Here is a 23,905-nt window from a genome sequence, read left to right on the forward strand (position 1 = left end):
CATTCGGCCCAGCCGCAGCCCGACGCCGCCGCCGGCAGCTTCCCCGGGCAGAGCCAACAGTACGCCCATGCCGCGGCTTACGGCGCCTACGCCCAGCGCCAGCCGCGGCCGGCCGCCACGCCACCCGCGGCGCCGGCCGACCCCAACGGGCACGCGACCGCCGGCCTGGTCGGCCGGACCGTGGCGGAGGTCGAGCGCGAGCTGATCCTGGACACGCTGGAGCACACGCTCGGCAACCGCACCCACGCCGCCAACATCCTGGGCATTTCCATCCGCACCCTGCGCAACAAGCTGCGTGCCTACATGGACGAGGGCGTCCAGGTGCCGGCGCCGAGCGCGAGCGATCGCGCGCACGCGTAACACGACGGGCGTCCTGGGCGCACCCGGAAGCGGCCCGCGCCGCGCGGGCGCGCCCGTTAACCAAGCTGGCGGGATCTAGAACACGACATGGCGGAAACCTCGGGCGGGCAGAACCAGGCGGCGGGCGGGATCGGCGGATGGCTCGATCCGCGCCGGCTGGGTCAGGCGCTGAAGCGCGGCGACACGGCGCTCGCGCTGGGCGTGGTGGCGATCCTGGTGGTCCTGATCATGCCGATGCCGGCGTGGCTGCTCGACATCGCGCTGGCGCTGTCGATGACGCTGTCGGTGCTGGTGCTGATGACCGTGCTGTTCATCAACCGGGCGCTGGAATTCAGCACCTTCCCGACGGTGCTGCTGATCGCGACCATGCTGCGCTTGTCGCTCAACCTCGCCTCGACCCGGCTGATCCTGGCCAACGGGCATGAGGGCACCGACGCCGCCGGTCAGGTGATCCAGGCGTTCGGCGGCTTCGTGATGTCGGGCAACTTCGTCATCGGCATCATCGTCTTCGCCATCCTGATCATCGTGAACTTCATCGTGATCACCAAGGGCTCGGGCCGGATCGCCGAGGTAACCGCCCGGTTCAGCCTGGATTCCATGCCCGGCAAGCAGATGGCGATCGACGCCGACCTGTCATCCGGGCTGATCGACGAGCAGGAGGCCAAACACCGCCGCAAGGAGATCGAGGACGAGAGCAACTTCTTCGGCTCGATGGACGGTGCCGCGAAGTTCGTCCGCGGCGACGCGATCGCCGGCCTGATGATCACCTTCATCAACGTCATCGGCGGCATCATCATCGGCGTCGCCCAGATGGACCTGACGTTCGCGCAGGCGGCGCAGAGCTACACCCTGCTGACCGTGGGCGACGGCCTGGTCAGCCAGATCCCGGCGCTGATCGTCTCGGTCGCGGCCGGCCTGCTGGTGTCCAAGTCCGCCGACAAGGGCTCCACCGACAAGGCGCTGTTCGGCCAGCTCAGCCACTACCCGCGGGCGATGGCGCTGGCGTCCTTCCTGACCTTCTGCCTGGCGCTGCTGCCGGGCATGCCGGTCCTGCCGTTCATGATCCTGTCGGCCGTGACCGGCGCTCTCGCCTACCACGCGTTCAAGCGCCAGCGGGTCGCCGAGGTGCAGCAGCAGGCGAGCCAGGCCGCCGAGACCCAGGAGGCCGCGCAGCCGAAGGAGCAGCCGATCGGCGACACGCTGGCGATCGACGAGGCGCGCCTGGAGCTCGGCTACGGTCTGTTGGCGCTGATCAACAAGGAAGGCGGGGCGCGCCTGACCGACCAGATCAAGTCGCTGCGCCGTCAGCTGGCCCAGGAGATGGGCTTCGTCCTGCCCAGCGTGCGCATCCAGGACAACCTGCAGCTGCCCGCCAACACCTACGTCCTGCGGATCAAGGAGATCGAGGCCGGCCGCGGCGACCTGCGCCCGAACATGCTGCTGGTGATGGACCCGCGCGGCGAGAAGATCCCGCTGACCGGCGAGGCGACGACCGAGCCGACCTTCGGCCTGCCGGCGATGTGGGTCAGCGAGAGCCAGCGCGAGGAGGCGCTGTTCCGCGGCTACACCGTGGTCGATCCGCCGACCGTGATCACCACGCACCTGACCGAGATCATCAAGGACAACATGGCCGAACTGCTGTCCTACGCGGAGACGCAGAAGCTGCTCGACGAGCTGGCCAAAGACCACCAGAAACTGGTCGCCGACCTGATCCCCAGCCAGATCACGCTGGGTAACGTGCAGCGGGTGCTGCAGAACCTGCTGACCGAGCGGGTGTCGATCCGCGACCTGCCGACCATCCTGGAAGCGATCTCGGAGGCCTGCGGCTACACCCGCAACATCACCGCGATCACCGAACACGTGCGCAGCCGCCTGGGCCGGCAGATCTGCAACGAGCACACCGGCGAGGCGGGCTACATCCCGATCGTCACCCTGACCCCGCAGTGGGAGCAGGCGTTCGCCGAGTCCCTGGTCGGCGACGGCGAGGACAAGCAGCTGTCGATGGCGCCCTCGCAGCTGCAGGAGTTCATCAACCAGGTTCGCCAGACCTTCGAGCGCCAGGCGATGATGGGCGAGCTGCCGGTGCTGCTGACCAGTCCCGGCATCCGCGCCTATGTCCGCTCGATCGTCGAGCGCTTCCGGCCGCAGACGGCGGTCCTGTCGCAGAACGAGATCCACCCCAAGGCCCGCATCAAGACGCTGGGGCAGATCTGATGCCACGGCCGGCCCGCGCCCCATCAACCGCGCCCGATAGCCGGCGCCCCGACGCTTCGTCCATCCAGACCCGGACACCGCCCGCATGCGCCTGAAGACCTTCACCGCCAAGTCCCTGCCCGACGCCATGGCGCGGGTGCGCGAACGCCTGGGCCCGGAGGCCGTGATCCTGGAACAGCAGAACCTGGAGAACGGCGGGGTACGCGTCGTCGCCGCGCTGGAGCAAAACGGCGAGAGCACCGGGGCGTTCACCGGCGAAGGCGGCCTGGACGCTTTCAACGCCCTGTCCGCCGCGTTCGATTACCACGGCCTGCCGATCGGTTTGACGGACCGGCTGATGGCGGCCGCCGGCGCGGTCGAGGCGGACACCCCCCACCTGGCCCTGGCCGGTGGGCTGGATGCGGTGTTCAGCTTCGGCGCCCCGCCCGCCGGCCCGACCGCCAAGCCGCTGCTGCTGATCGGCCCGCCGGGCGCCGGCAAGACCGCCACCGCAGCCAAGCTGGCCGCGCTGGCGCGGGTGCGCGGCAACCCGGCGACCCTGATCACGATGGACCTGGGCAAGGCCGGCGGCCTGGCGCAGGTGCAGGCGTTCGCCGACGCCCTGGGCGCGGAACTGCGCCAGGCGCGCGACGCCGACAGCCTGGCCCACGCGGTCGGCGGCTGTGCCGAGGATCACCTGGTGATCATCGACACGCTGGGCGCCTCCCCCTACGACGTCGACGCCCTGCGCGAGACGCGCGACTGGATTTACGCGGCCGGGGCCGACGGCGTGCTGGTGCTCCCAGCCGGCGGCGATCCGCTGGAAAGCGCGGAGGTCGCGATCACCTATGCCGAGGTCGGCGCCCGCCACCTGATCACCACCAAGCTGGACGCCACCCGCCGCCTGGGCGGGCTGTTGAGCGCCGCGCATGCCGGCCGCCTGAGCCTGATGGGCGCGGGCGTTTCGGCCGCGATCGGCGGCGGCCTGCGCGCTCTTAACCCGATGCAAATGGCCCGGCTGGTACTACCAGCCGACCCGGACGACGACGCCGGCCCACCGCCGGGCGCCGATCCGGGCGCCGATCCCGAACACGCCCCCAACACCGATCCCGGAACCGCCGCCGGCACCGACCCTGGGGCCGATCCCGGCAGCGGGATGCGGACCCACGCCTTCTCCAGCGCCGGCTCCAGCGCCGGCTCCCGCGCCGGCTCCCGCGCCGGCGAAGGCGCCCTGACCGGCACCGGAGGCCAGCGATGACCGCCCCGGTGTCGCCGGACCCCGGCGGCCCACGCGCGCGCACCCCGGCCGCGCCTGTTTCCGGTTCCCCCGACGACCCGCGCAAGACCCCCAACCCGCGCTCAATGCCCACGCCACTTGCCCCGAAGCCGACGGCCGCCGCTATCCCGGCCCGCCGACGCCCGCCTGAAGGTGCCGCCCGCATGCCAGCCCCGTTGAACGTGATCGCCGTCGCCTCCGGCAAGGGGGGTGTGGGCAAGACCTGGCTCGCCATCACGCTGACGCAGGCGCTGAGCACCGCCGGGCAGAAGGCCCTGCTGTTCGATGGCGACCTCGGGCTCGCCAACGTCGACGTGCAGCTCGGCCTGAACCCGGCGGCGGACCTGAGCCGGGCGCTCGCCGGGCAGGAATCGCTCGACGACGTGTTGCTGCCGGTCGAGGCGACCGGTTTCCATGTCGCCGCCGGCCGGTCCGGGTCCGGCGGGCTGGCCGCCCTGTCGGCCGGCCAGCTGGACGGCCTGGGCCGCAGCGTCGTCCGTCTGGCGGGGACCTACGATCGGGTGGTCATGGACCTGGGCGCGGGGATCGACGCCACCGTGCGAACCTTGGCCAGCTATGCCGGGGTCAGCCTGGTGGTCACGACCGACGAGCCGACCGCGCTGACCGACGCGTATGCCTATATCAAGGTGATCCGCCAGCATCGCCCCGACGCGGACCTCCGGGTCGTGGTCAACATGGCCGCCAGCCAGCGCGAGGGGGAGCGGACGCACACCACCCTGCGCAAGGCGTGCGAGAGCTTTCTCGGGTTCAATCCGCCGCTGGCCGGCGTGATCCGGCGCGACACCCGGGTGCGCGAGGCGATCCGGGCGCAGAAGCCGCTGCTCACCCGCTCCCCGAACTGCCAGGCCGCGGTCGACGTGACCCGGCTCGCCCAGCAGCTGCTGGGCTAGTGGGCGAAGGCGCGCGCCCGTGACAATCGAACCGCCGCGCCCGACCGGCCTGCCGAACACGAGCGCGACCGCCGGTCCGGCCACCCAGGCGAGCGCGGTCCGGGAAGCCCCGGCGGGCCTGCGCGCGGCCGTCTCGGGCACGATCATCACGGCAGTCTCCGCCGGGCGGGACGCGCAGGGTCACCTGATGCTGCGCACCGCCAACGGCATGCTGACCCTGGCGACCCAGACCAATCCGCCGATCGGATCCACGGTCACGCTGCAGCTCCGCCCGGCGGGCGCGCAGATGCAGGCGTACATCCTGTCCGTCCGGCCGGCGCAGGCCGGGACCCCGCAGACCGCTGGACAGCCGGCCGCGCCGGCGTCCCCGGCGTTCGCCAGGTCCGCGGGCCCGCCCGCGCTGCCGGGTCAGACGACCGCACCCGCCAGCGGAAGCGGCGACCGGCTATCCAGCGGCACGCCGCTGCGCGCGAGCCTGGCCGCGACACCCGCCAGCGCGCCCACGGTCGACGGCAACGGCACCAGCCTGCCGCGCCTGCGGGCCGGCGACACGCTGGATGTCCGGTTGCTGCGCGTGCAGGCGCCCGACGGTCCGGCCTCGGGGTCGGCCAGCCGGGTCTCGGGCGGGGACGGCATCGCCCGGCCGATGATCGTCTCGGGCCGCGTGGTCGCGCCCGACGGCGGTGGCGGGGTACTGCTGCGCACCCCGCTGGGCACGCTGCGATTGCCGCTGGCCACACCGCCGCCGGCCGGCACCCTGATGACGCTTGAAGTCGCGCGACCGAACCGCTCGCCCGCAACCGCGGGCGCGCCCGGCGCGCCGCTGGCCGCCCCGGCCTTGAGCCGTGCCTGGCCGGCGCTGCAGGACGCGATGGCGGCTGTGCAGCGCCCCGGCGTGCCGGCCGCGCACGTCGACCTGCCGCAGCTCCTGAGCGCGCCCGGCAACCCGATCGCGCAGGCGGTGCCGCGCGCGGGCCCGACGCTGGGCGCCGGCCTGTTATTCCTGATGAGTGCATTCAAGGGCGGCGACATCGGCCGCTGGCTGGGCGCGGAGCCGCTGCGCACGCTGGAACGTGCCGGGCGCGGCGACCTCGCCGGCCGGCTCAAGGCCGACTTCGGTCAGCTCAGCCGTCTCGCCCAGGACGCCGGCGGCGACTGGCGTCTGTTCGCCCTGCCGGTGATCGGCGACGGCGACGTCCAGCAGATCCGCTTCTTTCTGCGCAAGCACGACGGCGACGATGCGACCGCCCCGCCCGACCGTCGCCCGCCCGGCCGGTTCGTCGTCGAACTCACGCTCTCCGAGCTGGGCGAGTTGCAGCTGGACGGGCTGGCGCGCCCGGAGCGTCTGGACGCGGTTCTGCGAAGCCGCACCCCGCTTCCAGCCGGCATCGAACGCGAGGTCACGCGGATCTTCGACGAGCAGGTCGCCGCGCACGGCCTCTACGGCGACCTACGCTTCGAGGCGAGCGGCAGTTGGCACTTCATCGAGATCGACGCGACGGATGAGCACACCGGTTTGCGTGCGTAAAGCACGCCTGGCAGTAGCGGCAGCGATCGGCAGCGCCACGCCGCGGCTCTGAAAACCGCACAGCGGTGTTCCACGCCAGCCTACCCGCCGTTGCCGCCCGCGCCCTGCTTCCGGCGGTGCAGCTGCAGGCCCATTTCGTCCATTTGGGCGGCCTCGGCGCGGTCGCGCTTGGCCTGGGCGCGGGCGCGTTCGTTGTCGCGGGCGAGTTCGTATTTCTTGGCTTCCCGGTACGCCTCCGCGACGGCCTCGCGGGCTTCGGCGATTTGCCCTCGAACGTCGTCGATCGAGCGTTCCAGGCGCTGGCGCCGGAGCTTCTGCGCCTCCGCGTAGGCCGGGTAGGCCGCGCGGGCGATCTCGGTTTCCCGGGCGGCTGTCTGCTCGGCTTTCAGGTTGGCGTCGAGCCGGCCGATGTCGTCCTGCAGGCGCGCTTCCAGCCGCTCCAGGTCGCCCAGCCTCTGCCGCGCCTCGTCCAGGTGCCAGCGGCTGATCCGGACCAGGTTGTCGAGCGCGCTCATGCCCCGTCACCGCTGGCCGCGCCGGCCTGGGCGGCCGCCTTCTGCTGCCGGCGCGCCCGGCGCAGATCGTTCTTTGGCGGGATCGGCTTGCCGGCCGCCGTGGTCGGCCGCGCCGGTTCGCCCGGGGCGTCCTCCTCCCGCGCCCCGGCGGCGGGGCCCTGTCCCGCGCCCGCGGCCGTTGGCCCGGCTGCCGTCCAATCGACCCCGAGCACGCGCGCGAGCGCCGCGTAGCCGCTTTCCAGGTCGGCGCGCTCCTGCTTGTCCTGGGTCAGGAACGCCTCGATGTCGGGGACGTACTTGATCGCCTCGTCGACCTTGGCGTCGGAGCCGTGCTTGTAGGCCCCGATCCGGATCAGCTCGCCCATGTCTTCGTAGGTGCCGAGCAGCCGCCGCGCGCGGGTTACCAGCTCGGTCTCGGCCTGGCTGTTGCAGCCGGGCATGGTGCGCGAGATCGACCGCAGCGTGTTGATCGCGGGATAGCGTCCGCGCTCGGCGATCTTGCGGTCGAGCACGATGTGCCCGTCCAGGATGCCGCGCACCGCGTCCGCGATCGGCTCGTTGTGGTCGTCGCCCTCCACCAGCACGGTGAACAGCCCGGTGATCGAGCCGCGGTCCACCCCCGGCCCGGCGCGCTCCAGCACCTGCGGCAGTTCGCCGAACACGCTGGGCGTATAGCCCTTGGCGGCCGGCGGCTCGCCCGCCGCGAGGCCGATCTCGCGCAGCGCCATGGCGAAGCGGGTGATCGAATCGATCAGGCAGAGCACGTCGCTGCCGTGGTCGCGGAAATATTCGGCGAGCGCCATGGTCAGGTAGACCGCCTGCCGACGCATCGGCGGCGGTTCGTCGCTGGTCGCGACCACGACGATCGAGCGCGCCAAACCTTCGGGACCCAGTTCGTCCTCCAGCCACTCCTGCACCTCGCGCCCGCGCTCGCCGATCAGGCCGATCACATTGACGTCGCTGGCGGTATAGCGCGCCAGCATCGACAGCAGCACCGACTTGCCCACGCCGGAGCCGGCGAAGATGCCCATGCGCTGGCCGCGGCAGCAGGTCTGGAAGGTGTTGAGCGCGCGCACGCCAAGGTCGATCTTATCGCCGACCCGCTTGCGCGAGTGCGCCGGCGGCGGCGCGGCGCGCAGGGGATAGGCTTCGCGGCCCTGGGGCAGCGGCCCCTTGCCGTCGATCGGCTGGCCCAGCGCGTTGACCACGCGGCCCAGCCATGCCGGGTCCGGACGCACCCGCGGCTGCGCCACCGCCAGTTCCGCCTTGCAGCCGAGCGCGATCCCCTCGACCGAGCCGAACGGCAGCAGCAGCGCCCGCTTGTCGCGGAAGCCGACGACCTCGCACGGGACCCGCCGGCCGCCCCGCGCCAAAACGTCGCAGCGCCCGCCGACCGACAACACGCCCTCCAGACCGGTGACTTCCACGAGCATGCCGAGCACACTCGCCACCCGGCCGTACAGCCGTTCCGACGGCAGCCGCTCGAGGTCGTCCAGGAAGGTTTTCAAGGCGGTCGGGCTGGTCACGGATGCGGCGCTCGCTTGGCTGGCGGGAACAGGTAGGGCAGGTCAGCAGGAGGGAGTATCAGCCCCGCGGTTTTAAACATCCGTAAAGCGCGCCCGTTTACCGCTCGTTAATGAAGCTTTCCCATATTGGTTAACAACGATACCCTGAAGACACCGCGACACTCCGGAGACCCAACCAGATGCGCGTCCTCCTCGTAGAAGACGACAGCGCCATGGCGCAGAGCATCGAAACGATGCTCAAGTCGGAAGGCTACATCTGCGATACCACCGATATGGGGGAGGATGGGCTGGAGATCGGCAAGCTGTACGATTACGACATCATCATCCTCGACCTGATGCTGCCCGACATCGACGGCTACGAGGTGCTGCGCCGGATGCGCGCCGCCAAGATCGATACGCCGATCCTGATCCTGTCCGGTTTGTCGGGTCTGGACGACAAGTTGAAGGGCCTGGGCTTCGGCGCCGACGACTATCTGACCAAGCCGTTCGACAAGCGCGAGCTGGTGGCCCGGATCCAGGCGATCGTGCGCCGCTCCAAGGGCCACAGCGAGAGCATCATCCGCACCGGCAAGATCGCGGTGAATCTGGATGCCCGCACGGTCGAGGTCGAAGGCCAACCGCTGCACCTGACCGGCAAGGAATACGGCATCCTGGAGCTGCTCTCGCTCCGCAAGGGCACCACCCTGACCAAGGAGATGTTCCTGAACCATCTCTACGGCGGGATGGACGAGCCGGAGCTGAAGATCATCGACGTGTTCGTCTGCAAGCTGCGCAAGAAGCTCGCCAACGCCACCGGCGGCGAGAACTACATCGAAACCGTCTGGGGCCGCGGCTACATGCTGCGCGATGCCGAGATGGCCGGCGAGAAGGTGAAGGCGTAAGCCGAGCTCACGCCTCAGGGTTAGCGAACATGGTTAGGGCGGACGCCGGTCATCGGCGTCCGCCCTTTTCATTTGCGTGTTCCGGGCAGCGGGTGGGCGGGTTCGCCCGGCAACCCGCCGGTTTGGCGCCAAGCCGCCTGGGGGCGTGCCGCAGGCACGGCGACCCCACCCGACAGCCCCCAGCGATAGCCGGGGTTACGCCGCGCCCACCCGGCCGGTCTGGCCGGCGGCGCCGGGCGCCCCCTTCAGGGCGGTGGCGGTGCCGTCGGCGCGGGCGTACAGGCCGCGCTGGCCGTCGACCATCTTGAACTTGTCGGTCACGCCCAGCACGGTCTCCGCCCCGCCCAGGGTCAGGAAGCCGTCGTCCGCCAGGTTGGCGGCGATGCCTTCCAGCACCTTGCCCTTGGTCGCCTGATCGAAATAGATCAGCACGTTGCGGCAATAAACGATATCGAAGCGCCCCAGTGTGCCCGGTCCGTCCAGCAGGTTGTGCACCTTGAAGGTGACCATGCGGCGCAGCTGCTCGCTGATCCGCCACTGGTCGCCGTCCTGGGTGAAGTACTTGGCGAGCAGGGTGACCGGCAGGCCGCGCTGCACCTCGAACTGGGTGTAGCGGCCCTCGGTCGCGCGGTGCAGGATCGGCCGCGACAGGTCGGTCGCGATGATCTCGATGCGCCAGTCGCGCAGCTTGTGCTGCATGTCGTTCAGGATCATCGCGATCGAGTACGGCTCCTGCCCGCTGGAGCAGGCGGCCGACCAGATGCGCAGGCGCTTGTTGGTGCCGCGGGATGTCAGCAGCGAGGGCAGGATCACGTCGCGCAGCTGGTCGAACGGGCGCTGATCGCGGAAGAAGAAGGACTCGTTGGTGGTCATCGCCTCGACCACCTCGAGCAGCAGCTTGGAGTCGCCGCCCTTGCCCTCGCGGCGCACCAGCGCGCGGATCAGGGCCTTGGCGTCCGGGAACCCCCAGTTGCGGGCCACCGGCGTCAGCCGGCTTTCCGCCAGATACGACTTGTCGGGGCCAAGGACGAGCCCGGACTGGCTTTTCAACAGCGTCGCCAGTTTCTGAAAGTCGTCGGGGGTCATGCCGCGTTCCTCACGATCAGTTTTTGGACCGCGGTCGCGAGTTCCTCGAGCGGCAGCACGGCCGAGCACAGACCCGCCTTCGCCACCGCCCGGGGCATCCCCCACACGACCGACGTCGCCTCGTCCTGGGCCAGCACGTGGGCGCCGGCCTTGACGGTGACCTCCGAGCCCTTGAGCCCGTCGCTGCCCATGCCGGTCAGGATCACGGTCAGCAGCCGCCCGCCGTATACCCGCGACAGGCTGCGCAGCATGGGATCCACCGACGGCTTGCAGAAGTTCTCCGGCGGGCCGTCGTCCAGCTTGATTCGGACCTTGCCGCCCGCGTCCTTTTCCACCGTCATGTGCTTGCCGCCGGGGGCGATGTAGACGTGGCCGCCGACCAGTGGATCGCCGTCCCGTCCTTCCGAACAGGTCAGCTTGGTCTGCCGGCCGATGTGGTCGGCCAGCAGCGCGGTGAAGGTCGCCGGCATGTGCTGGGTGATCAGCACCGGCTGGGCGATCCGGCCAAGACCGCTTAGGAACTTGAACAGCGCCTGCGGCCCGCCGGTGGACGACCCGATCGCCAGCGCTTCCGGCCGCACGGTCGGCATCGGCCGCAGCTTGATCTCCCCGTCGCCGGCGGGCGCGGCGACCGCGGCCGCGCCGGTCGGGCGCGCCGGCGCGGCCGCCGGCTTGGCGCTGCCTTGCGCCGGCGGGCGGACCGGTCCCAGCGACTTGCCGCCGCGGGTGCGCCGGTGCTGCTGGGCCAGCGCTTTGACCTTGCTGCGCAGTTCCTGCTGGTAGGTGCCGGTGCCGTGCATGCCGCCGGTGGACGACGGCTTGGCGAGATAGTCCGCCGCGCCCGCCGCCATCGCCTTCAGCGAGACGTCGGCGTTGGAGCGCGTCAGGGTCGAGGCCATGACGATCTGAACCCCCGGCTGCACGTCGAGCAGCTTGGGCAGGGCCGTCAGGCCGTCCATCACCGGCATTTCGATGTCGAGCACGATCACGTCGACCGGCGCGCGCTTCAGCTCTTCCACCGCGCGCTGGCCGTTGCCGCAGGACGCGGCGACGGTGAGGTCCGGGTCTTCCTGCAGGAAGCGGGTGACCAGGCCGCGCACGACGGCGGAGTCGTCGACGACCATGACGCGGAACGGGTCGCCGTCGCCGGCCGGGCCGCGGGTTGCCGATCGGCCGGCCGCGCTGCCGCCGGACGCTGTGTTCAGGGGCATGTCTATAACAGCCCCACCTGGGCGAACTTCGACTCCAGGATGTCGCTGTCGAATGGCTTCATGATGTACTCGTTGGCGCCGGCCCCCAGGGCTTCCTGGATGTGCGCCATGTCGTTCTCGGTGGTGCAGAAGATCACCACCGGCCGGTCGCCGCCGGCGTGCTGGCGCAGCTGGCGCAGGAAATCGATGCCGTTCATCACCGGCATGTTCCAGTCCAGCAGGATCGCGTCCGGCATGGTCTGCTCGCAGGCTTGCATCGCCTGCTGGCCGTCGCCGGCCTCCAGGATCTCGAACTGAAGCGCTTCGAGTATCTTGCGCGCGACCATGCGCACGACCTTGGAATCATCGACGATCAGGCAGCACTTCATGGAACCTGTCCACTCCCAACACCAGCGGCATCGGCGCGGGCCTCGCGCTCGCCGGCCTTCATGCCTGAGCGAACTGCCGGTCGGCCGCGGTTCGCTCTAGCGCCTTATTGTGAAGGCAAGATTCAGCTGAAAGGTGGTGCCACCTGGCAGCCTCTTGCTCTAGCGCACGCGGCGCGTCATGCCGCCTTGCTAGTCCCCTCGTAATCGAGCAGCCCGTCGACATCGAGCACCACCAACAGCCGCTCCTTCAGCCGGAAAATGCCGTTGGAGTATTCCCGGAAGCGGGCGTCCAGGGTCGGCGGGTTGCGCTGGAAGCCCTTCGGGTCGAGCGACAGCACTTCACCCACCTCGTCGACCATCAGGCTGTACAGCTCGCCCGACTGTTCGACCACGATCGACATCCGCTCCGCGGCGCCATTGGCCTGCGGCAGGCCCAGCCGCAGCCGGACGTCCAGCGCGGTGACGATCCGCCCGCGCAGGTTCAGCGCGCCGGCGATCTCCGGCGGGGCCAGCGGGATGCGCGTGACCTCGCAGGCCGCCAGCACGTCCTGCACCTTCAGGACCGGGATGCCGAACAGCTGCCCGGCGATCACGAAGGTGACGTAATCGGTGGCGTCGCCGCTGGGGCGGGCGGCCTTGCCGTTCTGGCCGTCGGCCTTGCCGTCCGCCTTGGCGGTATCCTTGCCCTTGGTGCGGGCTTTCGCGTTGGTCTTGTTCGCCATGGTCGTCAGGTCCTCATGCCGCGCCGCGCAACGGCTCTTCGCCGTGGGCGAGCGTCTGGTTCAGGGAGTCCAGCAGGGTCTCGCGGTCGAACTTGGCGACGTAGTCGCGGAACCCGGCCCGCCGGCCGCGCTCCAGGTCGCTCGGCGTGGCATGCGAGGATAGCGCGACCAGCGGGGTGTCGGCCCACTTGCCCTGCTCGCGGAGCGCGGCGGCGAACTCGTAGCCGTTCATGCCCGGCATCTCGATGTCGGAGACGATGACGTCGAACTCGTGCCCGCTGTTGCACAGCTCGAGCGCGGCGTCCGCGCTTTCCGCGGTGGTGACGTCGTAGCCGGCGATGTCGAGCAGCGGGGCCAGGAGGTTGCGGAAGAACGGGCTGTCGTCGACCAGCAGGACGCGCTTGCCGTCGCCCTCGCCCGCGTCGCGCACGCCCTCGGCCTCGAACCAGTCGCTGAACGCCTGGGTCAGGTAATAGCCGGCGTCGATGATATCGGTCGCCTTGCCGGCGATCACCGCACTGCCCAGGTAGCCCGGCCGGTCGCCGTGAAGCTCGATGTTCATCCGCTCCTCGACGATGTCGACGATCTCGTCGACCACCAGGCCCATCGAACGGTCGCGGTCGGTGAACACCAGCACCGGCTGGTTGCCGCTGTCGGCGATCTCGCCGCCCGGCATGGTGATCAGCGGCATCAGTTGGCCGCGGTACTGCACCACGCGCTGGCCGTTGGAGTCCTCGATGGTGTCGACCGGGATCTCCTCCAGCCGCGCGACCAGGGCCAGCGGTACCGCCTTGGGCGACTTGCCGGCGGCGTTGAACACCAGCATGGAGACCTCTTCCTCGGTGTCGCCGCGCTGCTTACGGGCGTCTTCCAGCGTATCCTCGCCCTCGACCAGCGTGAGCTCGCCGGAGGCCGACGCGATGCCGTTGGGATCCAGGATCATCACCACCCGACCGTCGCCCAGGATGGTGTTGCCGGAGAACAGCGGGATGTCGCGCAGGATCCGGGCGACCGGCTTGACCACGATCTCCTCGGTGTCGAACACGCGGTCGACGATGATGCCGAACGAGTAGGTCCCGACCTGGGCGACCACGATGAAGCCGTCGGTGTCGCCCTCGCCGGCCTCGTCGGTGCCGGCATTGTTGCCGTGGCCCTGCAGCTTCAACAGCTCGCGCAGGTTGACGAGCGGCAGCAGCCGGTCGCGCAGGCGCAGCACCGGCGTTTCCTTGATCCGCTCAATCTGGTTTTCGCTGCCGCCCTTGGCACGCACCAGCTCCAGCACCGCGAGCTGCGGAATGGCGAAGCGCTCGCCCGCGCACTCCACGATCAGCGCGGAGACGATCGCCAGGGTCAGCGGGATCTTGACCGTGAACTTCGAGCCCAGGCCCTCCTTGGAGGACAGCTCGATGGTGCCGCCGATCTTCTCGATGTTGGTGCGCACCACGTCCATGCCGACGCCGCGGCCGGACACGGCCGTGACCGCGTCGGCGGTCGAGAAGCCGGCCTTGAAGATGAACTGCTGGACCTGCTGTTCGGTCAGCTGGTTGACCTCGGCCTCGGTCGTGATCTGGTTCTTGAGCGCCTTTTGCTTGATCTTCTCGACGTTCAGGCCGCGGCCGTCGTCGCCGATCTCGATGATGATGTGCCCACCCTCGTGGTAGGCGTTGAGCGCGATCGTGCCGATCTCGGACTTGCCGCTCTTCGCCCGGTCGGCCGTCGTCTCGATGCCGTGGTCCGCGGAGTTGCGGACCATGTGGGTCAGCGGATCCTTGATCAGCTCCAGCACCTGGCGGTCGAGCTCGGTCTCCTCGCCCTTCATCTTGAGCTCGATCTTCTTGTCGAGCTCCTGCGACAGGTCGCGCACGATTCGCGGCAGCTTCGACCAGGCATTGCCGATCGGCTGCATGCGCGTCTTCATGACGCCTTCCTGCAGCTCCGACACGACGTGGTTCAGACGCTGCAGCGGCGCGGAGAACTCGCTCTCCTGCTGGCTGCGCAGAATCTGCAGCAGCTGGTTGCGGTTCAGCACCAGCTCCGAGACGGTGGTCATCAGGTTTTCCAAGAGGTCGACCGACACGCGGATCGACTGACTGGCGACCTGGGACTCGCGCGGGGCCTCGCGCTCCGCCGGCTTGCCGGCAGCCTTGCCGTCGCCCGCCTTGGCGTCGGCGGCCTTGGCGTCGGCCGGCTTGCTCTCCGCCGGCGGGTCGGCCTTCGCCCCGGCGTTCGGCGCAGGGGCGCTCTCCAGCTCGGGCGCGGCGGGCTCGGACGCGGCGGCCTTCCCGGCGTCCGCGGCCGGCGCGGGCGCGCCAGCATCCTTCGGCTTGGCGCTGTCCGGCAGATCCTCGGGACCCGGGGCGTTGCGGAAAATCTCTTCCAGCTCGTCGACCGGCTCGGCCGCCGGCTCGGGCTCCGCGTCGGCCGCGGGGGCCGCGTCGGTGGCCTGGGGGTCCGGAGCGACCGCGTCGTCCGGGACCGGCGCGTCCGGGTAGTCCGCCATCTCCGAGACCGCATCCAGCTTGGCGATCAACGCGCTGTCGTCGCCTTCCGGCTCCGCCTCGTTTTCCTCCAGGGCGCTCAGGATCTCCCGGATGCGGTCCAGGCATTCCAGGATCAGCGACACGCGCGTGGCGGTGACCACCAGGTCGCCGTCGCGGATCTTGCCCAGCACCGTCTCGCCGGAGTGCGCCACCGCTTCCAGGCGCGGCAGGCCGAGGAACCCGCAGGTCCCCTTAATCGTGTGCATCACCCGAAAGATGTTATCCAGCAGACCCGGCGAGGGATCCTGCTCCAGCTTGACCAGTTCGGTGTCCAGAACCTGCAGACCCTCGTTAGTCTCGGTCAGGAATTCGCCTAGGAGATCGTCCATGTCTGCCCCACGGCTGTCGTTTGGCGCGCTTCGTTGTCCGCGCACGCGTCATTTCGAGCCGGAGGGTGGACCGAAATTGTTTAAAAGGCGGTTACTCGCAACATTATTCGCGCGGCCGGTGGTTCCACCTGCCTCGCCTGGACGCTCGACCCCGCCGTCAGACGTCGGCGGGGGCTGAAAACTCGATGCGGCGTGCCGGCGCGTCATATCGCCTCGCCCGGGCGGCCGTGGCCGGCACGACATCTTGTTCCGGCCCTGCCGGCTTGCCATTTCTGGCCCACCGCGATTGTTAAGAACGCATCGCATTTTCACGACCGCCGCGCTAAGCTCGGCGCGCCGGAAACGACACCGACAACCGGACGGGCCTCCGCAAGACCAGCCGCGATGACCGACACCCCCTACCCTGCCAGCGGCGCTCCCAGGCGCGCGCCCGGCGACAGTGCGGGCGACCCCGGCACCGGCGAGCGCCTGGCGCAGAGCGCCTCCGGCCTCGCCGAGCAGTCGGTCACCGGCGGCACCGGGCTGGGCGGCGGGCTGGCACCGTCGCCCGCGACCGCCGGCGCGCAGGCGCGCCCGGTCTGGCACTTTGCCCGCCGGCCGGGGCCGCTCGCCTGGCTGGCCGTCCTGATTGCCCTTTTGCTGTCGATTCCGATCCTGACGATCGCGGCCAGTCTGATCGGCGGACCGGAGTCGGACGTCTGGGGCCACCTCGCGGACACGGTGCTGCCGCGCTACATCCGCAACACGCTGTGGCTGGTCGTCGGTGTTGGGCTGATCGTGCCGACGATCGGCGCGGGCACGGCCTGGCTGGTGACGATGTGCCGGTTTCCGGGCCGCCGGGTGTTCGAATGGGCGCTCATCCTGCCGCTCGCCGTGCCGGCCTACGTCATGGCCTACACCTACACCGACTTCCTGCAGTTCACCGGTCCGGTGCAGACGATGCTGCGCGACGTCATGGGCTGGGGTCCGCGGGCGTATTGGTTCCCGGAGATCCGCTCGCTGTCGGGCGCGATCGCGATGCTGTCGTTCGTGCTCTACCCCTACGTCTACCTGCTGGCGCGCGCCTGCTTCCTGGAGCAATCGGTGTGCGCGCTGGAGGTCAGCCGGACGCTCGGCTGCGGGCGCTGGAGCTCGTTCTTCCGGGTGGCGCTGCCGCTGGCGCGCCCGTCGATCATCGCCGGCACGTCGCTGGCGCTGATGGAGACGCTGGCGGACTTCGGCACCGTCTCCTACTTCGGCGTCCAGACCTTCACCACCGGCATCGTGCGCGCCTGGACCGCGTTCGGCGACCGGGTGGCGGCCAGCCAGCTGGCCGCGGTGCTGCTGTGCTTCGTGTTCGTCGTCCTGCTGGTGGAGCGGACCAGCCGCGGGCGCGCGCGCTATCACAACGCGAGCGCGACCTATCAGAACCTGCCCGGCTACGAACTCGCCGGGATCAAGGCGCTCGGCGCCTGGCTGGCGTGCTTTACCCCGATCCTGATCGGCTTCCTGCTGCCGGGTGCGATCCTGCTCGAAATGTCGATCTCGCGCGGCGACGACCAGTTCGGCGCCCGCTTCCTCGAACTCGCGTTCAACTCCTTCTCGCTCGCCAGCGTGACGGCCGTCCTGGCGGTCACGCTGGCGATGATCATGACCTATTCGGTCCGCCTGCAGCCGAACCGGGCCGTCTACCTCGCCAACCGGGTCGCGTCGATGGGCTACGCGATCCCCGGCACGGTGATCGCGATCGGCGTGCTGATCCCGTTCGCTAACTTCGACAACGCGCTCGACCTGTGGATGCGCCAGACCTTCGGGATCTCCACCGGCCTGCTGCTGACCGGCTCGATGGCAGCCCTCGTGTTCGCCTACCTGGTGCGCTTCCTGGCGGTCAGCCTGAACACGATGGAGGCGAGCCTGGGCCGGATCCGGCCGAGCATGGACGACGCCGCGCGCACACTGGGCCACGGTCCGGTGTGCACCCTGATCCGGGTGCACGCCCCGATGATGTGGGCGTCGATGCTGACGGCCGGGCTGGTGGTGTTCGTCGACGTGATGAAGGAACTGCCGGCGACCCTGGTGATGCGGCCGTTCGATTTCGACACCCTGGCGGTCCAGGCCTACAACCTCGCCGCCGACGAACGCCTGGCCGAAGCCTCCACCCCCGCGCTCACGATCGTCGCGGTGGGCATCCTGCCGGTGATCCTGCTGTCCAAGACGATCGCGAAGTCCCGGCCGGGGGAGTAGGCGGCCCGCCCGGAACGTCGCGCGGCGGCAAGTCGCTCAGCCGTAGGGCGAGACCTCGGAGCAGACCACGTAATCCCGGTCGGCCTTGGCGATGCTGGAGAACTGTCGCCCCCAGGAGTAGACGGTGCCGCCCGACTGGTACATCCAGTGCACCAAGCCGCCGTACGGCGTTGTCTTGCCGCCGCGCTTGCGCACCCCGACAACCAGACGGCTCTTGCGCGAGCCGATGTGCGGCTCGACCCGGGCCCTCGGGAAGTCGCACATCCGCTTGAGATAAAACGCGACCGCATCGGGGGGCAGCGCGATCGAGAACTTCGCGTCCGCCTTCAGGTCGCCGACCGGCCCGATCCCGGCCGCGCCGATGCTGTTCACCTTCGCGATATAGCCGTTGACGGTGAATTGGCCAAAGCCCGGGAAGCTGCGCGTGAACTGCTCGATCTGGTTGAGCAGCCCGGTCTGGTTTTCAGCGTGCAGGGTGACCAGGAACGTCTTGATCTCGGCCAGCAGGTTGGTATCGGTCTCCACCCGTCGGGCAAGCTGGGACCGGCGGCTACGGTCGCCGGTGTCCTGGTACAGGGCGTAGAGAGCGCTGGCGAAGCCGCAAATGCCCCAGGTCTGGTTGAGTTCGCCGATCTTGTCGATCTCGGGCACGCGACGGTCCTCCGGTGCTACGCTGCTACGGTGTGCAACGCGCCGCGCGGAGTTCCCGCTTTTCCTCGAGAAGTCCGCCGCGGATAGGCCCATGTTCCTGCAAGCGGCGCAGCCTGGAACCGGGCAATCGCGGCTCCGCTGGATATGTTGCGACGGGTGCGGCGCCGCATCAAGCAGAAGTTCGGCCAGCCCGCGCCCTCGCAGGGCCCGAGCCCAGCGTTGATCCGTCTAGAGCTACATTCAGCTGAAAGCTTTTTCCACCTTTCAGCATCTTGCCCTAAAGGCCCAGATTGGCGCTGAATTCCTGCTTGGTACAAGACATCTGGCTGAGAGGTGGTGCCACCCTTCAGCGTCGTGTCCTAGAAATCAGGTGCCGCGCCGGTCGCGCGCCGGCGGCCGCGGCGGCGCTTGCCGCTGGCGGAGGCGGCCTCGCTCTCCGGCAAGTCGCCGAGGGGGCCGCGCTGCGCCTGGTCCTGCGCGCCGGTGGAGATTTCGCCCAGTTGGGCGACGATGGTCTCGATGTCGGGCGCGGGGCGGCGGGCGTGGGTGTCCATGGCTTCGCGCATCGTGCGGATGTGCTCCGGCGTGGTGCCGCAGCAGCCGCCGACGATCCGGGCGCCGCAGTCGATCGCCAGGCGCGTGTAGTCGGCCATCAGCTCCGGCGTGCCGGAGTAGACGATCTGGTCGCCCGACCACTGCGGAATGCCGCAGTTCGACTTGGCGATCAGCACGTCGCGGCTGGCCGCCACCTCGCCCATGTTCTTGAGCGCCACGATCAGTTCGCTGGCGCCGACCCCGCAGTTGGCGCCGTAGGCGGTCGGCCTGGGGTCGAGCGTCTGGACCAGGGTCGAGAGCTGGTCCGGCGTCACGCCCATCATGGTGCGGCCGTTGGTGTCGAACGACAGCGTGGTCGTGATCGGCAGCCCGGCGACCGAGGCGCCCGCCACCGCCGCCTTCAGCTCGTCGACGCTGGAGATCGTCTCGATCCAGAGCAGGTCCACGCCGCCCTCGGCGAGGCCGCGCGCCTGCTCGGCGAAGGCGGCCACGCCGTCCTCGTAGGCGAGCGAGCCCAGCGGCTGGAAGATGTCGCCGGTCGGGCCCATCGAGCCCGCGACCACGACCTCCCGGCCGCTTTCAGCCACCGCCGCGTGCGCCAGTTCGGCGGCCCGGCGGTTCAGCTCGCGCACCCGGTCCTGCCCGCCGTGCAGCATCAGCCGGCGCGCGGTGCCGCCGAAGGTGTTGGTCAGGATGATGTCGGAACCGGCGTCGACGAAGCTGCGGTAGTGCTGCTTCACCCGGTCGGGATGCTGGGCGTTCCACAGTTCGGGCGAATCGCCGGTCTGCAGGCCCAGCGCGAACAGGTTGGTGCCGGTCGCGCCGTCAGCCAGCAGGGTGCCGCGCTGCGCCAGAAGACGGGTGAGCTTGTCGGTCATGGGCGCCCTTCCACCGCCGCCGCGGGCGCCGGCTGACGGCACCGCTGCGCGCGGACGTGATCGTACTCACCGGCGACAGTACGAGCGTGGGCGAGACGCGGGCGGCGCCGCGAGCGACACCGGCTTGTCCGCGCGCGCCGCGATTTCGGCCGACCTGGCCGCCGATCGGCATGTCGGCCGGACTACTCGCCCGCGGTATCCTCTCGGTCGGACAGCACGCCCTGGCAGCGGATGCGCAGCGCCGCCTCGGCCCTGCTGGTCAGCGGCTGGCCGTTAAAGGTCGCCCGGCCGCTGTCGACATCGACCTCGACCGTGCCGATCTGGACGTCGCCCTTGAAGCTGTCGTCCGGCGGCAGCCCGTAACGCGCGGGCAGATCGACCTCGATCGGGATCTGGAAGCGTTCCGGCAGCTCGATCCGCGGCCGGTCGTACAGGTCGGCGTCCGCGACCGGATCGCCGTCAACATCGACGCCCGGCTGGTAGGCGACCCCGGGCTCCGGGCGGTGCTTGACAAGCCGCAGGCAGTCCGCCTTTGTAATCTTAACCAGTGTCCCGTCGACCTCGACCTCGCCACGCACGGGCAACGCGAACAGGGCTGCGAGCAGCGCCACGCCGGCTGCAAGGCCGCGAGTGGTGGCGGTCGGGTATTGGCGTGCGTTTCGGGTCATGACGGGACCCAGCATGGCGTAGATCGGTTAAACAAGCCATAAAGGCATCGATACCGGTCTTGGCGCGGTGACGCGGCCGTGCCGCGCGCCGGCCGCATCCCGGGGAGGGCGTGGCCGGTGGAACGGGGGCGTTTTCGACGTTGACGACAACAGCCACCGGCGGGCGTCCGACATGCCCGGCGCACCGCCATGCATCAGGGGGGCGGCATGCTGAACCAAATATTCAAACTCGATGAGATGGGCACCACCGTGCAACGGGAGGTGCTGGCCGGCGCGACCACGTTCCTGACGATGGCCTACATTATCGTCGTGAACCCGGGCATCATCTCGGAAACCGGGATGGACTTCGGCGCGGTGTTCGTCGCGACCTGCGTGGCCGCGGCGTTCGGCTCGCTGGTGATGGGCTTCTACGCCAACTACCCGATCGCGCTCGCGCCGGGCATGGGCCTCAACGCCTACTTCACCTACGCCGTCGTGCTGGGCATGGGGCTGAGCTGGCAGGTCGCGCTCGGCGCGGTCTTCATCTCCGGCATCCTGTTCCTGATCCTGTCGGTGCTGCCGGTGCGCGAGTGGATCGTGAACGCCATCCCGCGCACGCTGAAAATGGCGATCTCGGCCGGCATCGGCTTCTTCCTGGGGGTGATCGCGCTGACCAACGCGGGCATCGTGGTGAACTCCGACGCCACGCTGGTCACGCTCGGCGACGTCACCCAGCCGGAGCCGCTGTTGGCCGCGCTCGGCTTCGTGATCATGATCGCGCTCGACCGCCGCGGCGTGCCGGGTGCGGTCCTGCTGGGCATCCTGATCATCGCGATCGTGGGCATCCTGCTCGGCTTCTCCGAGTTCAAGGGGATCGTGGATCTGCCGCCGAACCCGGCGCCGACGTTCCTGCAGATGGACCTTGCTGGCGCCCTGCAGGCCGGCATCCTGACGATCATCTTCGCCTTTCTGTTCGTCGACTTCTTCGATTCCAGCGGCACGCTGGTCGGGCTCGCCCACCGCGCCGGGCTGCTGACACCCGACGGCAAGCTGGAGAAGCTGAACCGCGCGCTGGTCGCCGACTCCAGCGCGACCATCGTGGGCTCGGTGATGGGCACCTCGACCACCACGAGCTACATCGAGAGCGCGGCTGGCATTAAGGCCGGCGGCCGCACCGGGCTGACGGCCGTGGTGGTCGCGGTCCTGTTCCTGCTCGCGCTGTTCCTGTCGCCGCTGGCGGAGTCGATTCCGTCCTACGCGACCGCGCCGGCACTCCTGTTCGTCGCCTGCCTGATGGCGCGCGGCCTGTCCGAGATCGACTGGGAGGACGCGACCGAGTACGCGCCCGCCGTGGTCACCGCGCTGGCGATGCCGCTGACCTACTCGATCGCCGACGGCATCGGGCTCGGCTTCCTGGCCTATGCGGCGACCAAGCTCCTGGCCGGGCGCTTCTCCGAGGTGTCGCCGGCGGTGCTGCTGATCGCGGCGCTGTTCGTCCTGCGTTTCGCGCTACTCGACCTCTAACGATCCACCGGCCGGGCGGGATGGTAACGCACGTTCGCGTTCGCCCGTCCGGCCTTCAGCACGTGCTACGGTGAAACCCACTGAAAGCCTTGGTGGATTTCAGGCACCCCCCCCAATGCCGGCAGTTGGAGATCGAACCGGTTTGCTGTACGCTCCGGCCCTGCGCCGTGCCGGGAACGAAAACAAGAATATCCAGACACGGTCCAAGTCTGGGGAGGAGACGCCCGGCGGCAGATAGCCGCGTTCGGGCCCGCGCACACGGCACGGCCATGACGACGAGCCTCCGCGCCATGAACGGCGCCGGAGGCTCGTTCGCTTTCAGGGCCGGTACCTCGAGCAAGATGCTGAAAGGTGAATCCACCTTTCAGCTGAATCTTGCTCTCTCCTCAAGCAGTTAGAGCACGATCCACGATGAAGGTCGACCCGACCTTCATGGATTTTGCTCTCGTGTGAGTCAGTCGAACGTGCCGGCGCGGGCGTGCCGCCACGGCGGGTCCGCCGCCAGCACGCGGGCATGGACCGGACAGTCCGGCCGGTGTGCGCCCGGCAGGTAGCCGAGCGACATCAGGAACTCGCCGGCGATCTCCCCGCCGACGTGGATGAAATGGCGCTTCAGCAGCTTGACCCAGTCGGCCTTGGGCCGTGGGTGCTGGGCGTCCAGGAACGCGGCGAACCCGCCCGACCCGGCCCGCAGGCCCTGCACGGCGCGGGCATTGGCGATCGCCGCGTCGACCTTGCGGGCGTTGCGGATGACGCCGGGATCGGCCATCAGCCGCTGCCGGTCCGCGTCCGTGAACGCCGCCACCCGGTCGACCTCGAACCCGGCGTAAGCCGCGCGCAGGGTGTCGCGCTTGCGCAATACCGTCGCCCACGACAGGCCGGCCTGGTTGATCTCCAGGAGCAGGCGCTCGAACAGCACGGCTTCGTCGCGCGCTGGGAAGCCGTGCTCGCGGTCGTGATAGGGCGCGTGCAGGGGATCGTGCGGGGCGTAGTCGCAGTAGTGCACGAGGCGCCCCCGGTGTTCAGCTTTTCTGAATGGCGCCGCGGAACTGCAGCAGTTCGCTCGTGATCAGGTAATAGGCGCCAAGCCACAGGATCGCCGCGATCACGGAGGTGGCGAGGGCCTTGCGCCACAACATCGGCCGTTCGGGCGCGCTCGGCGCATGGCCTGTCTCCGGGTCCTCCGGGGGACGGACGCCCCAGGGCAGCACCATGAACAGGACGACCCACCAGATCAGCACGTAGACCAGGACGCCGGTAAAGACATTCATGGCCGGTGAGATACCCCTTCGCGCAAGCCGGTCAAGCGGTCTTCAGGCCTGCTCCAACTCGACCAGCGTGCCGTTGAAGTCCTTCGGGTGCAGGAACAGCACCGGCTTCTTGTGTGCGCCGATCCTGGGCTCGCCGTCGCCCAGGATGCGCGCGCCCTGCGCCTGCAGGTGCCGGGACGCGGCCTGGATATCGTCGACCTCGTAGCAGACGTGGTGGATGCCGCCCTGGGGGTGCTTTTCCAGGAACTTCGCGATCGGGCTGTCCTCGCCCATCGGCTGCAGCAGCTCGATCTTGGTGTTGTCCAGCTCGACGAACACCACCGTGACGCCGTGATCCGGCTCGTCAACGGGATCGGATACCTTGGCCAGCAGCGCGTCGCGGTACTGCGCGCTGGCGGCTTCCAGGTTGGGCACGGCGATGGCGACGTGGTTCAGGCGACCGATCATGGCGGTGTCTCTCCTGTCAGGCGGACGATTGCCACGCCCGGTTTACCGCAGCTCCGCCGCCGATCCCAAGGGCCTATCGCCGCAGTGCAAGGGTGCGCCGGCAGGTTCCCGCGTAACTGGAAGCGGGTTTTGCCTACGGGCAGCAAGGGCCGTGTGGTGTGCTTCGACACGCCAGCCTGCGGCTGGCTGCTCAGCATAGATGAAGTGCCCTTTAAGTTCTGGACGAACCTTACTCTTCATCCTGAGTAGGACGCCGAAGGCGG

Annotated in this window: 21 protein-coding genes; 8 read left to right on the forward strand and 13 right to left on the reverse strand. The window is 69.6% G+C overall.

The genetic code is table 11. The features are described 5' to 3' along the window. From CKO28_RS09650 to CKO28_RS09670, 5 genes are all read left to right on the forward strand, one after another. Nucleotides 1-360 (forward strand): helix-turn-helix domain-containing protein (locus CKO28_RS09650; RefSeq protein ID WP_200340524.1); only part of this gene is annotated, 360 nt, incomplete at its 5' end. 87 nt (nt 361-447) lie between these two features. Beyond that, nucleotides 448-2,574: a flagellar biosynthesis protein FlhA gene (flhA, locus tag CKO28_RS09655; RefSeq protein WP_200340526.1), complete on the forward strand. Its 2,127-nt coding sequence runs from the start codon at nt 448-450 to the stop codon at nt 2,572-2,574. Nucleotides 2,575-2,659: 85 nt separating this feature from the next. Beyond that, nucleotides 2,660-3,811, forward strand: coding sequence for a flagellar biosynthesis protein FlhF (locus tag CKO28_RS09660; protein ID WP_200340528.1), 1,152 nt, complete (start codon nt 2,660-2,662; stop codon nt 3,809-3,811). Between the two features lie 182 nt (nt 3,812-3,993). After that, nucleotides 3,994-4,740: a MinD/ParA family protein gene (locus CKO28_RS09665; RefSeq protein WP_242480464.1), complete on the forward strand. Its 747-nt coding sequence runs from the start codon at nt 3,994-3,996 to the stop codon at nt 4,738-4,740. A gap of 19 nt (nt 4,741-4,759) precedes the next feature. Then, nucleotides 4,760-6,268, forward strand: a complete 1,509-nt coding sequence (locus CKO28_RS09670; protein ID WP_200340530.1) for a hypothetical protein — start codon at nt 4,760-4,762, stop codon at nt 6,266-6,268. A gap of 80 nt (nt 6,269-6,348) precedes the next feature. Here the strand turns inward: CKO28_RS09670 and CKO28_RS09675 are convergent, their stop codons facing one another. Continuing rightward, nucleotides 6,349-6,783: a flagellar FliJ family protein gene (locus tag CKO28_RS09675; RefSeq protein ID WP_200340532.1), complete on the reverse strand. Its 435-nt coding sequence runs from the start codon at nt 6,781-6,783 to the stop codon at nt 6,349-6,351. Next, nucleotides 6,780-8,309, reverse strand: coding sequence for a flagellar protein export ATPase FliI (fliI, locus tag CKO28_RS09680; protein ID WP_437127621.1), 1,530 nt, complete (start codon nt 8,307-8,309; stop codon nt 6,780-6,782). Before fliI ends, CKO28_RS09675 begins: the two co-directional genes overlap by 4 nt. 179 nt (nt 8,310-8,488) lie before the next feature. On the opposite strand from fliI, the gene ctrA reads away from it, so the two are divergent. Then, nucleotides 8,489-9,190 (forward strand): response regulator transcription factor CtrA, encoded by a 702-nt coding sequence (gene ctrA / locus CKO28_RS09685; protein WP_200340534.1) that lies wholly within the window; start codon nt 8,489-8,491, stop codon nt 9,188-9,190. Between the two features lie 195 nt (nt 9,191-9,385). Here ctrA and CKO28_RS09690 read toward each other — a convergent pair whose 3' ends face one another. The 5 genes from CKO28_RS09690 to CKO28_RS09710 all read right to left on the reverse strand — a co-directional run bounded on the left by CKO28_RS09690 (nt 9,386) and on the right by CKO28_RS09710 (nt 15,446). After that, entirely contained in the window at nt 9,386-10,276 is an 891-nt protein-coding gene (locus CKO28_RS09690) for a CheR family methyltransferase (protein ID WP_200340536.1), read from the reverse strand. Next, entirely contained in the window at nt 10,273-11,487 is a 1,215-nt protein-coding gene (locus tag CKO28_RS09695) for a protein-glutamate methylesterase/protein-glutamine glutaminase (RefSeq protein WP_242480465.1), read from the reverse strand. Before CKO28_RS09695 ends, CKO28_RS09690 begins: the two co-directional genes overlap by 4 nt. A 2-nt stretch (nt 11,488-11,489) precedes the next feature. Then, nucleotides 11,490-11,855, reverse strand: a complete 366-nt coding sequence (locus CKO28_RS09700) for a response regulator (protein WP_200340538.1) — start codon at nt 11,853-11,855, stop codon at nt 11,490-11,492. Nucleotides 11,856-12,031: 176 nt separating this feature from the next. Further along, complete coding sequence (locus CKO28_RS09705) at nt 12,032-12,577, reverse strand: chemotaxis protein CheW (RefSeq protein WP_200340540.1); 546 nt, start codon at nt 12,575-12,577, stop codon at nt 12,032-12,034. A gap of 13 nt (nt 12,578-12,590) precedes the next feature. Beyond that, nucleotides 12,591-15,446 carry a hybrid sensor histidine kinase/response regulator gene (locus CKO28_RS09710; protein WP_200340542.1) on the reverse strand — a complete coding sequence of 952 codons (2,856 nt, stop codon included), beginning with the start codon at nt 15,444-15,446 and terminating at the stop codon, nt 12,591-12,593. Nucleotides 15,447-15,830: 384 nt separating this feature from the next. On the opposite strand from CKO28_RS09710, the gene CKO28_RS09715 reads away from it, so the two are divergent. Beyond that, the gene (locus tag CKO28_RS09715; RefSeq protein WP_200340544.1) at nt 15,831-17,669 is read left to right on the forward strand and encodes an ABC transporter permease; all 1,839 of its coding nucleotides are present in this window, start codon (nt 15,831-15,833) and stop codon (nt 17,667-17,669) included. A 36-nt stretch (nt 17,670-17,705) separates the two neighbouring features. Here CKO28_RS09715 and CKO28_RS09720 read toward each other — a convergent pair whose 3' ends face one another. From CKO28_RS09720 to CKO28_RS09730, 3 genes are all read right to left on the reverse strand, one after another. Next, nucleotides 17,706-18,320, reverse strand: coding sequence for a hypothetical protein (locus CKO28_RS09720; RefSeq protein WP_200340546.1), 615 nt, complete (start codon nt 18,318-18,320; stop codon nt 17,706-17,708). A gap of 359 nt (nt 18,321-18,679) precedes the next feature. Then, nucleotides 18,680-19,753 (reverse strand): betaine--homocysteine S-methyltransferase, encoded by a 1,074-nt coding sequence (gene bmt, locus CKO28_RS09725; protein WP_200340547.1) that lies wholly within the window; start codon nt 19,751-19,753, stop codon nt 18,680-18,682. Nucleotides 19,754-19,935: 182 nt separating this feature from the next. Continuing rightward, nucleotides 19,936-20,421, reverse strand: coding sequence for a hypothetical protein (locus tag CKO28_RS09730; RefSeq protein WP_207168787.1), 486 nt, complete (start codon nt 20,419-20,421; stop codon nt 19,936-19,938). 207 nt (nt 20,422-20,628) lie between these two features. Between CKO28_RS09730 and CKO28_RS09735 the strand changes: the two genes are divergently transcribed. After that, complete coding sequence (locus tag CKO28_RS09735; RefSeq protein ID WP_200340551.1) at nt 20,629-21,924, forward strand: NCS2 family permease; 1,296 nt, start codon at nt 20,629-20,631, stop codon at nt 21,922-21,924. Nucleotides 21,925-22,378: 454 nt separating this feature from the next. Here the strand turns inward: CKO28_RS09735 and CKO28_RS09740 are convergent, their stop codons facing one another. From CKO28_RS09740 to mce, 3 genes are read right to left on the reverse strand one after another with little or no spacing between them, the layout of a single operon-like run. Continuing rightward, nucleotides 22,379-22,930 carry a DNA-3-methyladenine glycosylase I gene (locus CKO28_RS09740; protein ID WP_200340553.1) on the reverse strand — a complete coding sequence of 184 codons (552 nt, stop codon included), beginning with the start codon at nt 22,928-22,930 and terminating at the stop codon, nt 22,379-22,381. A 16-nt stretch (nt 22,931-22,946) separates the two neighbouring features. After that, nucleotides 22,947-23,195 (reverse strand): DUF1467 family protein, encoded by a 249-nt coding sequence (locus CKO28_RS09745; RefSeq protein WP_200340555.1) that lies wholly within the window; start codon nt 23,193-23,195, stop codon nt 22,947-22,949. Between the two features lie 42 nt (nt 23,196-23,237). Next, entirely contained in the window at nt 23,238-23,642 is a 405-nt protein-coding gene (gene mce / locus CKO28_RS09750) for a methylmalonyl-CoA epimerase (protein WP_200340557.1), read from the reverse strand. Nucleotides 23,643-23,905 lie beyond the last annotated feature (263 nt).

Origin of the sequence: Rhodovibrio sodomensis, from assembly GCF_016583645.1 — a bacterium.
In the GTDB taxonomy this organism is placed as follows: Bacteria; Pseudomonadota; Alphaproteobacteria; order Kiloniellales; family Rhodovibrionaceae; genus Rhodovibrio; species Rhodovibrio sodomensis.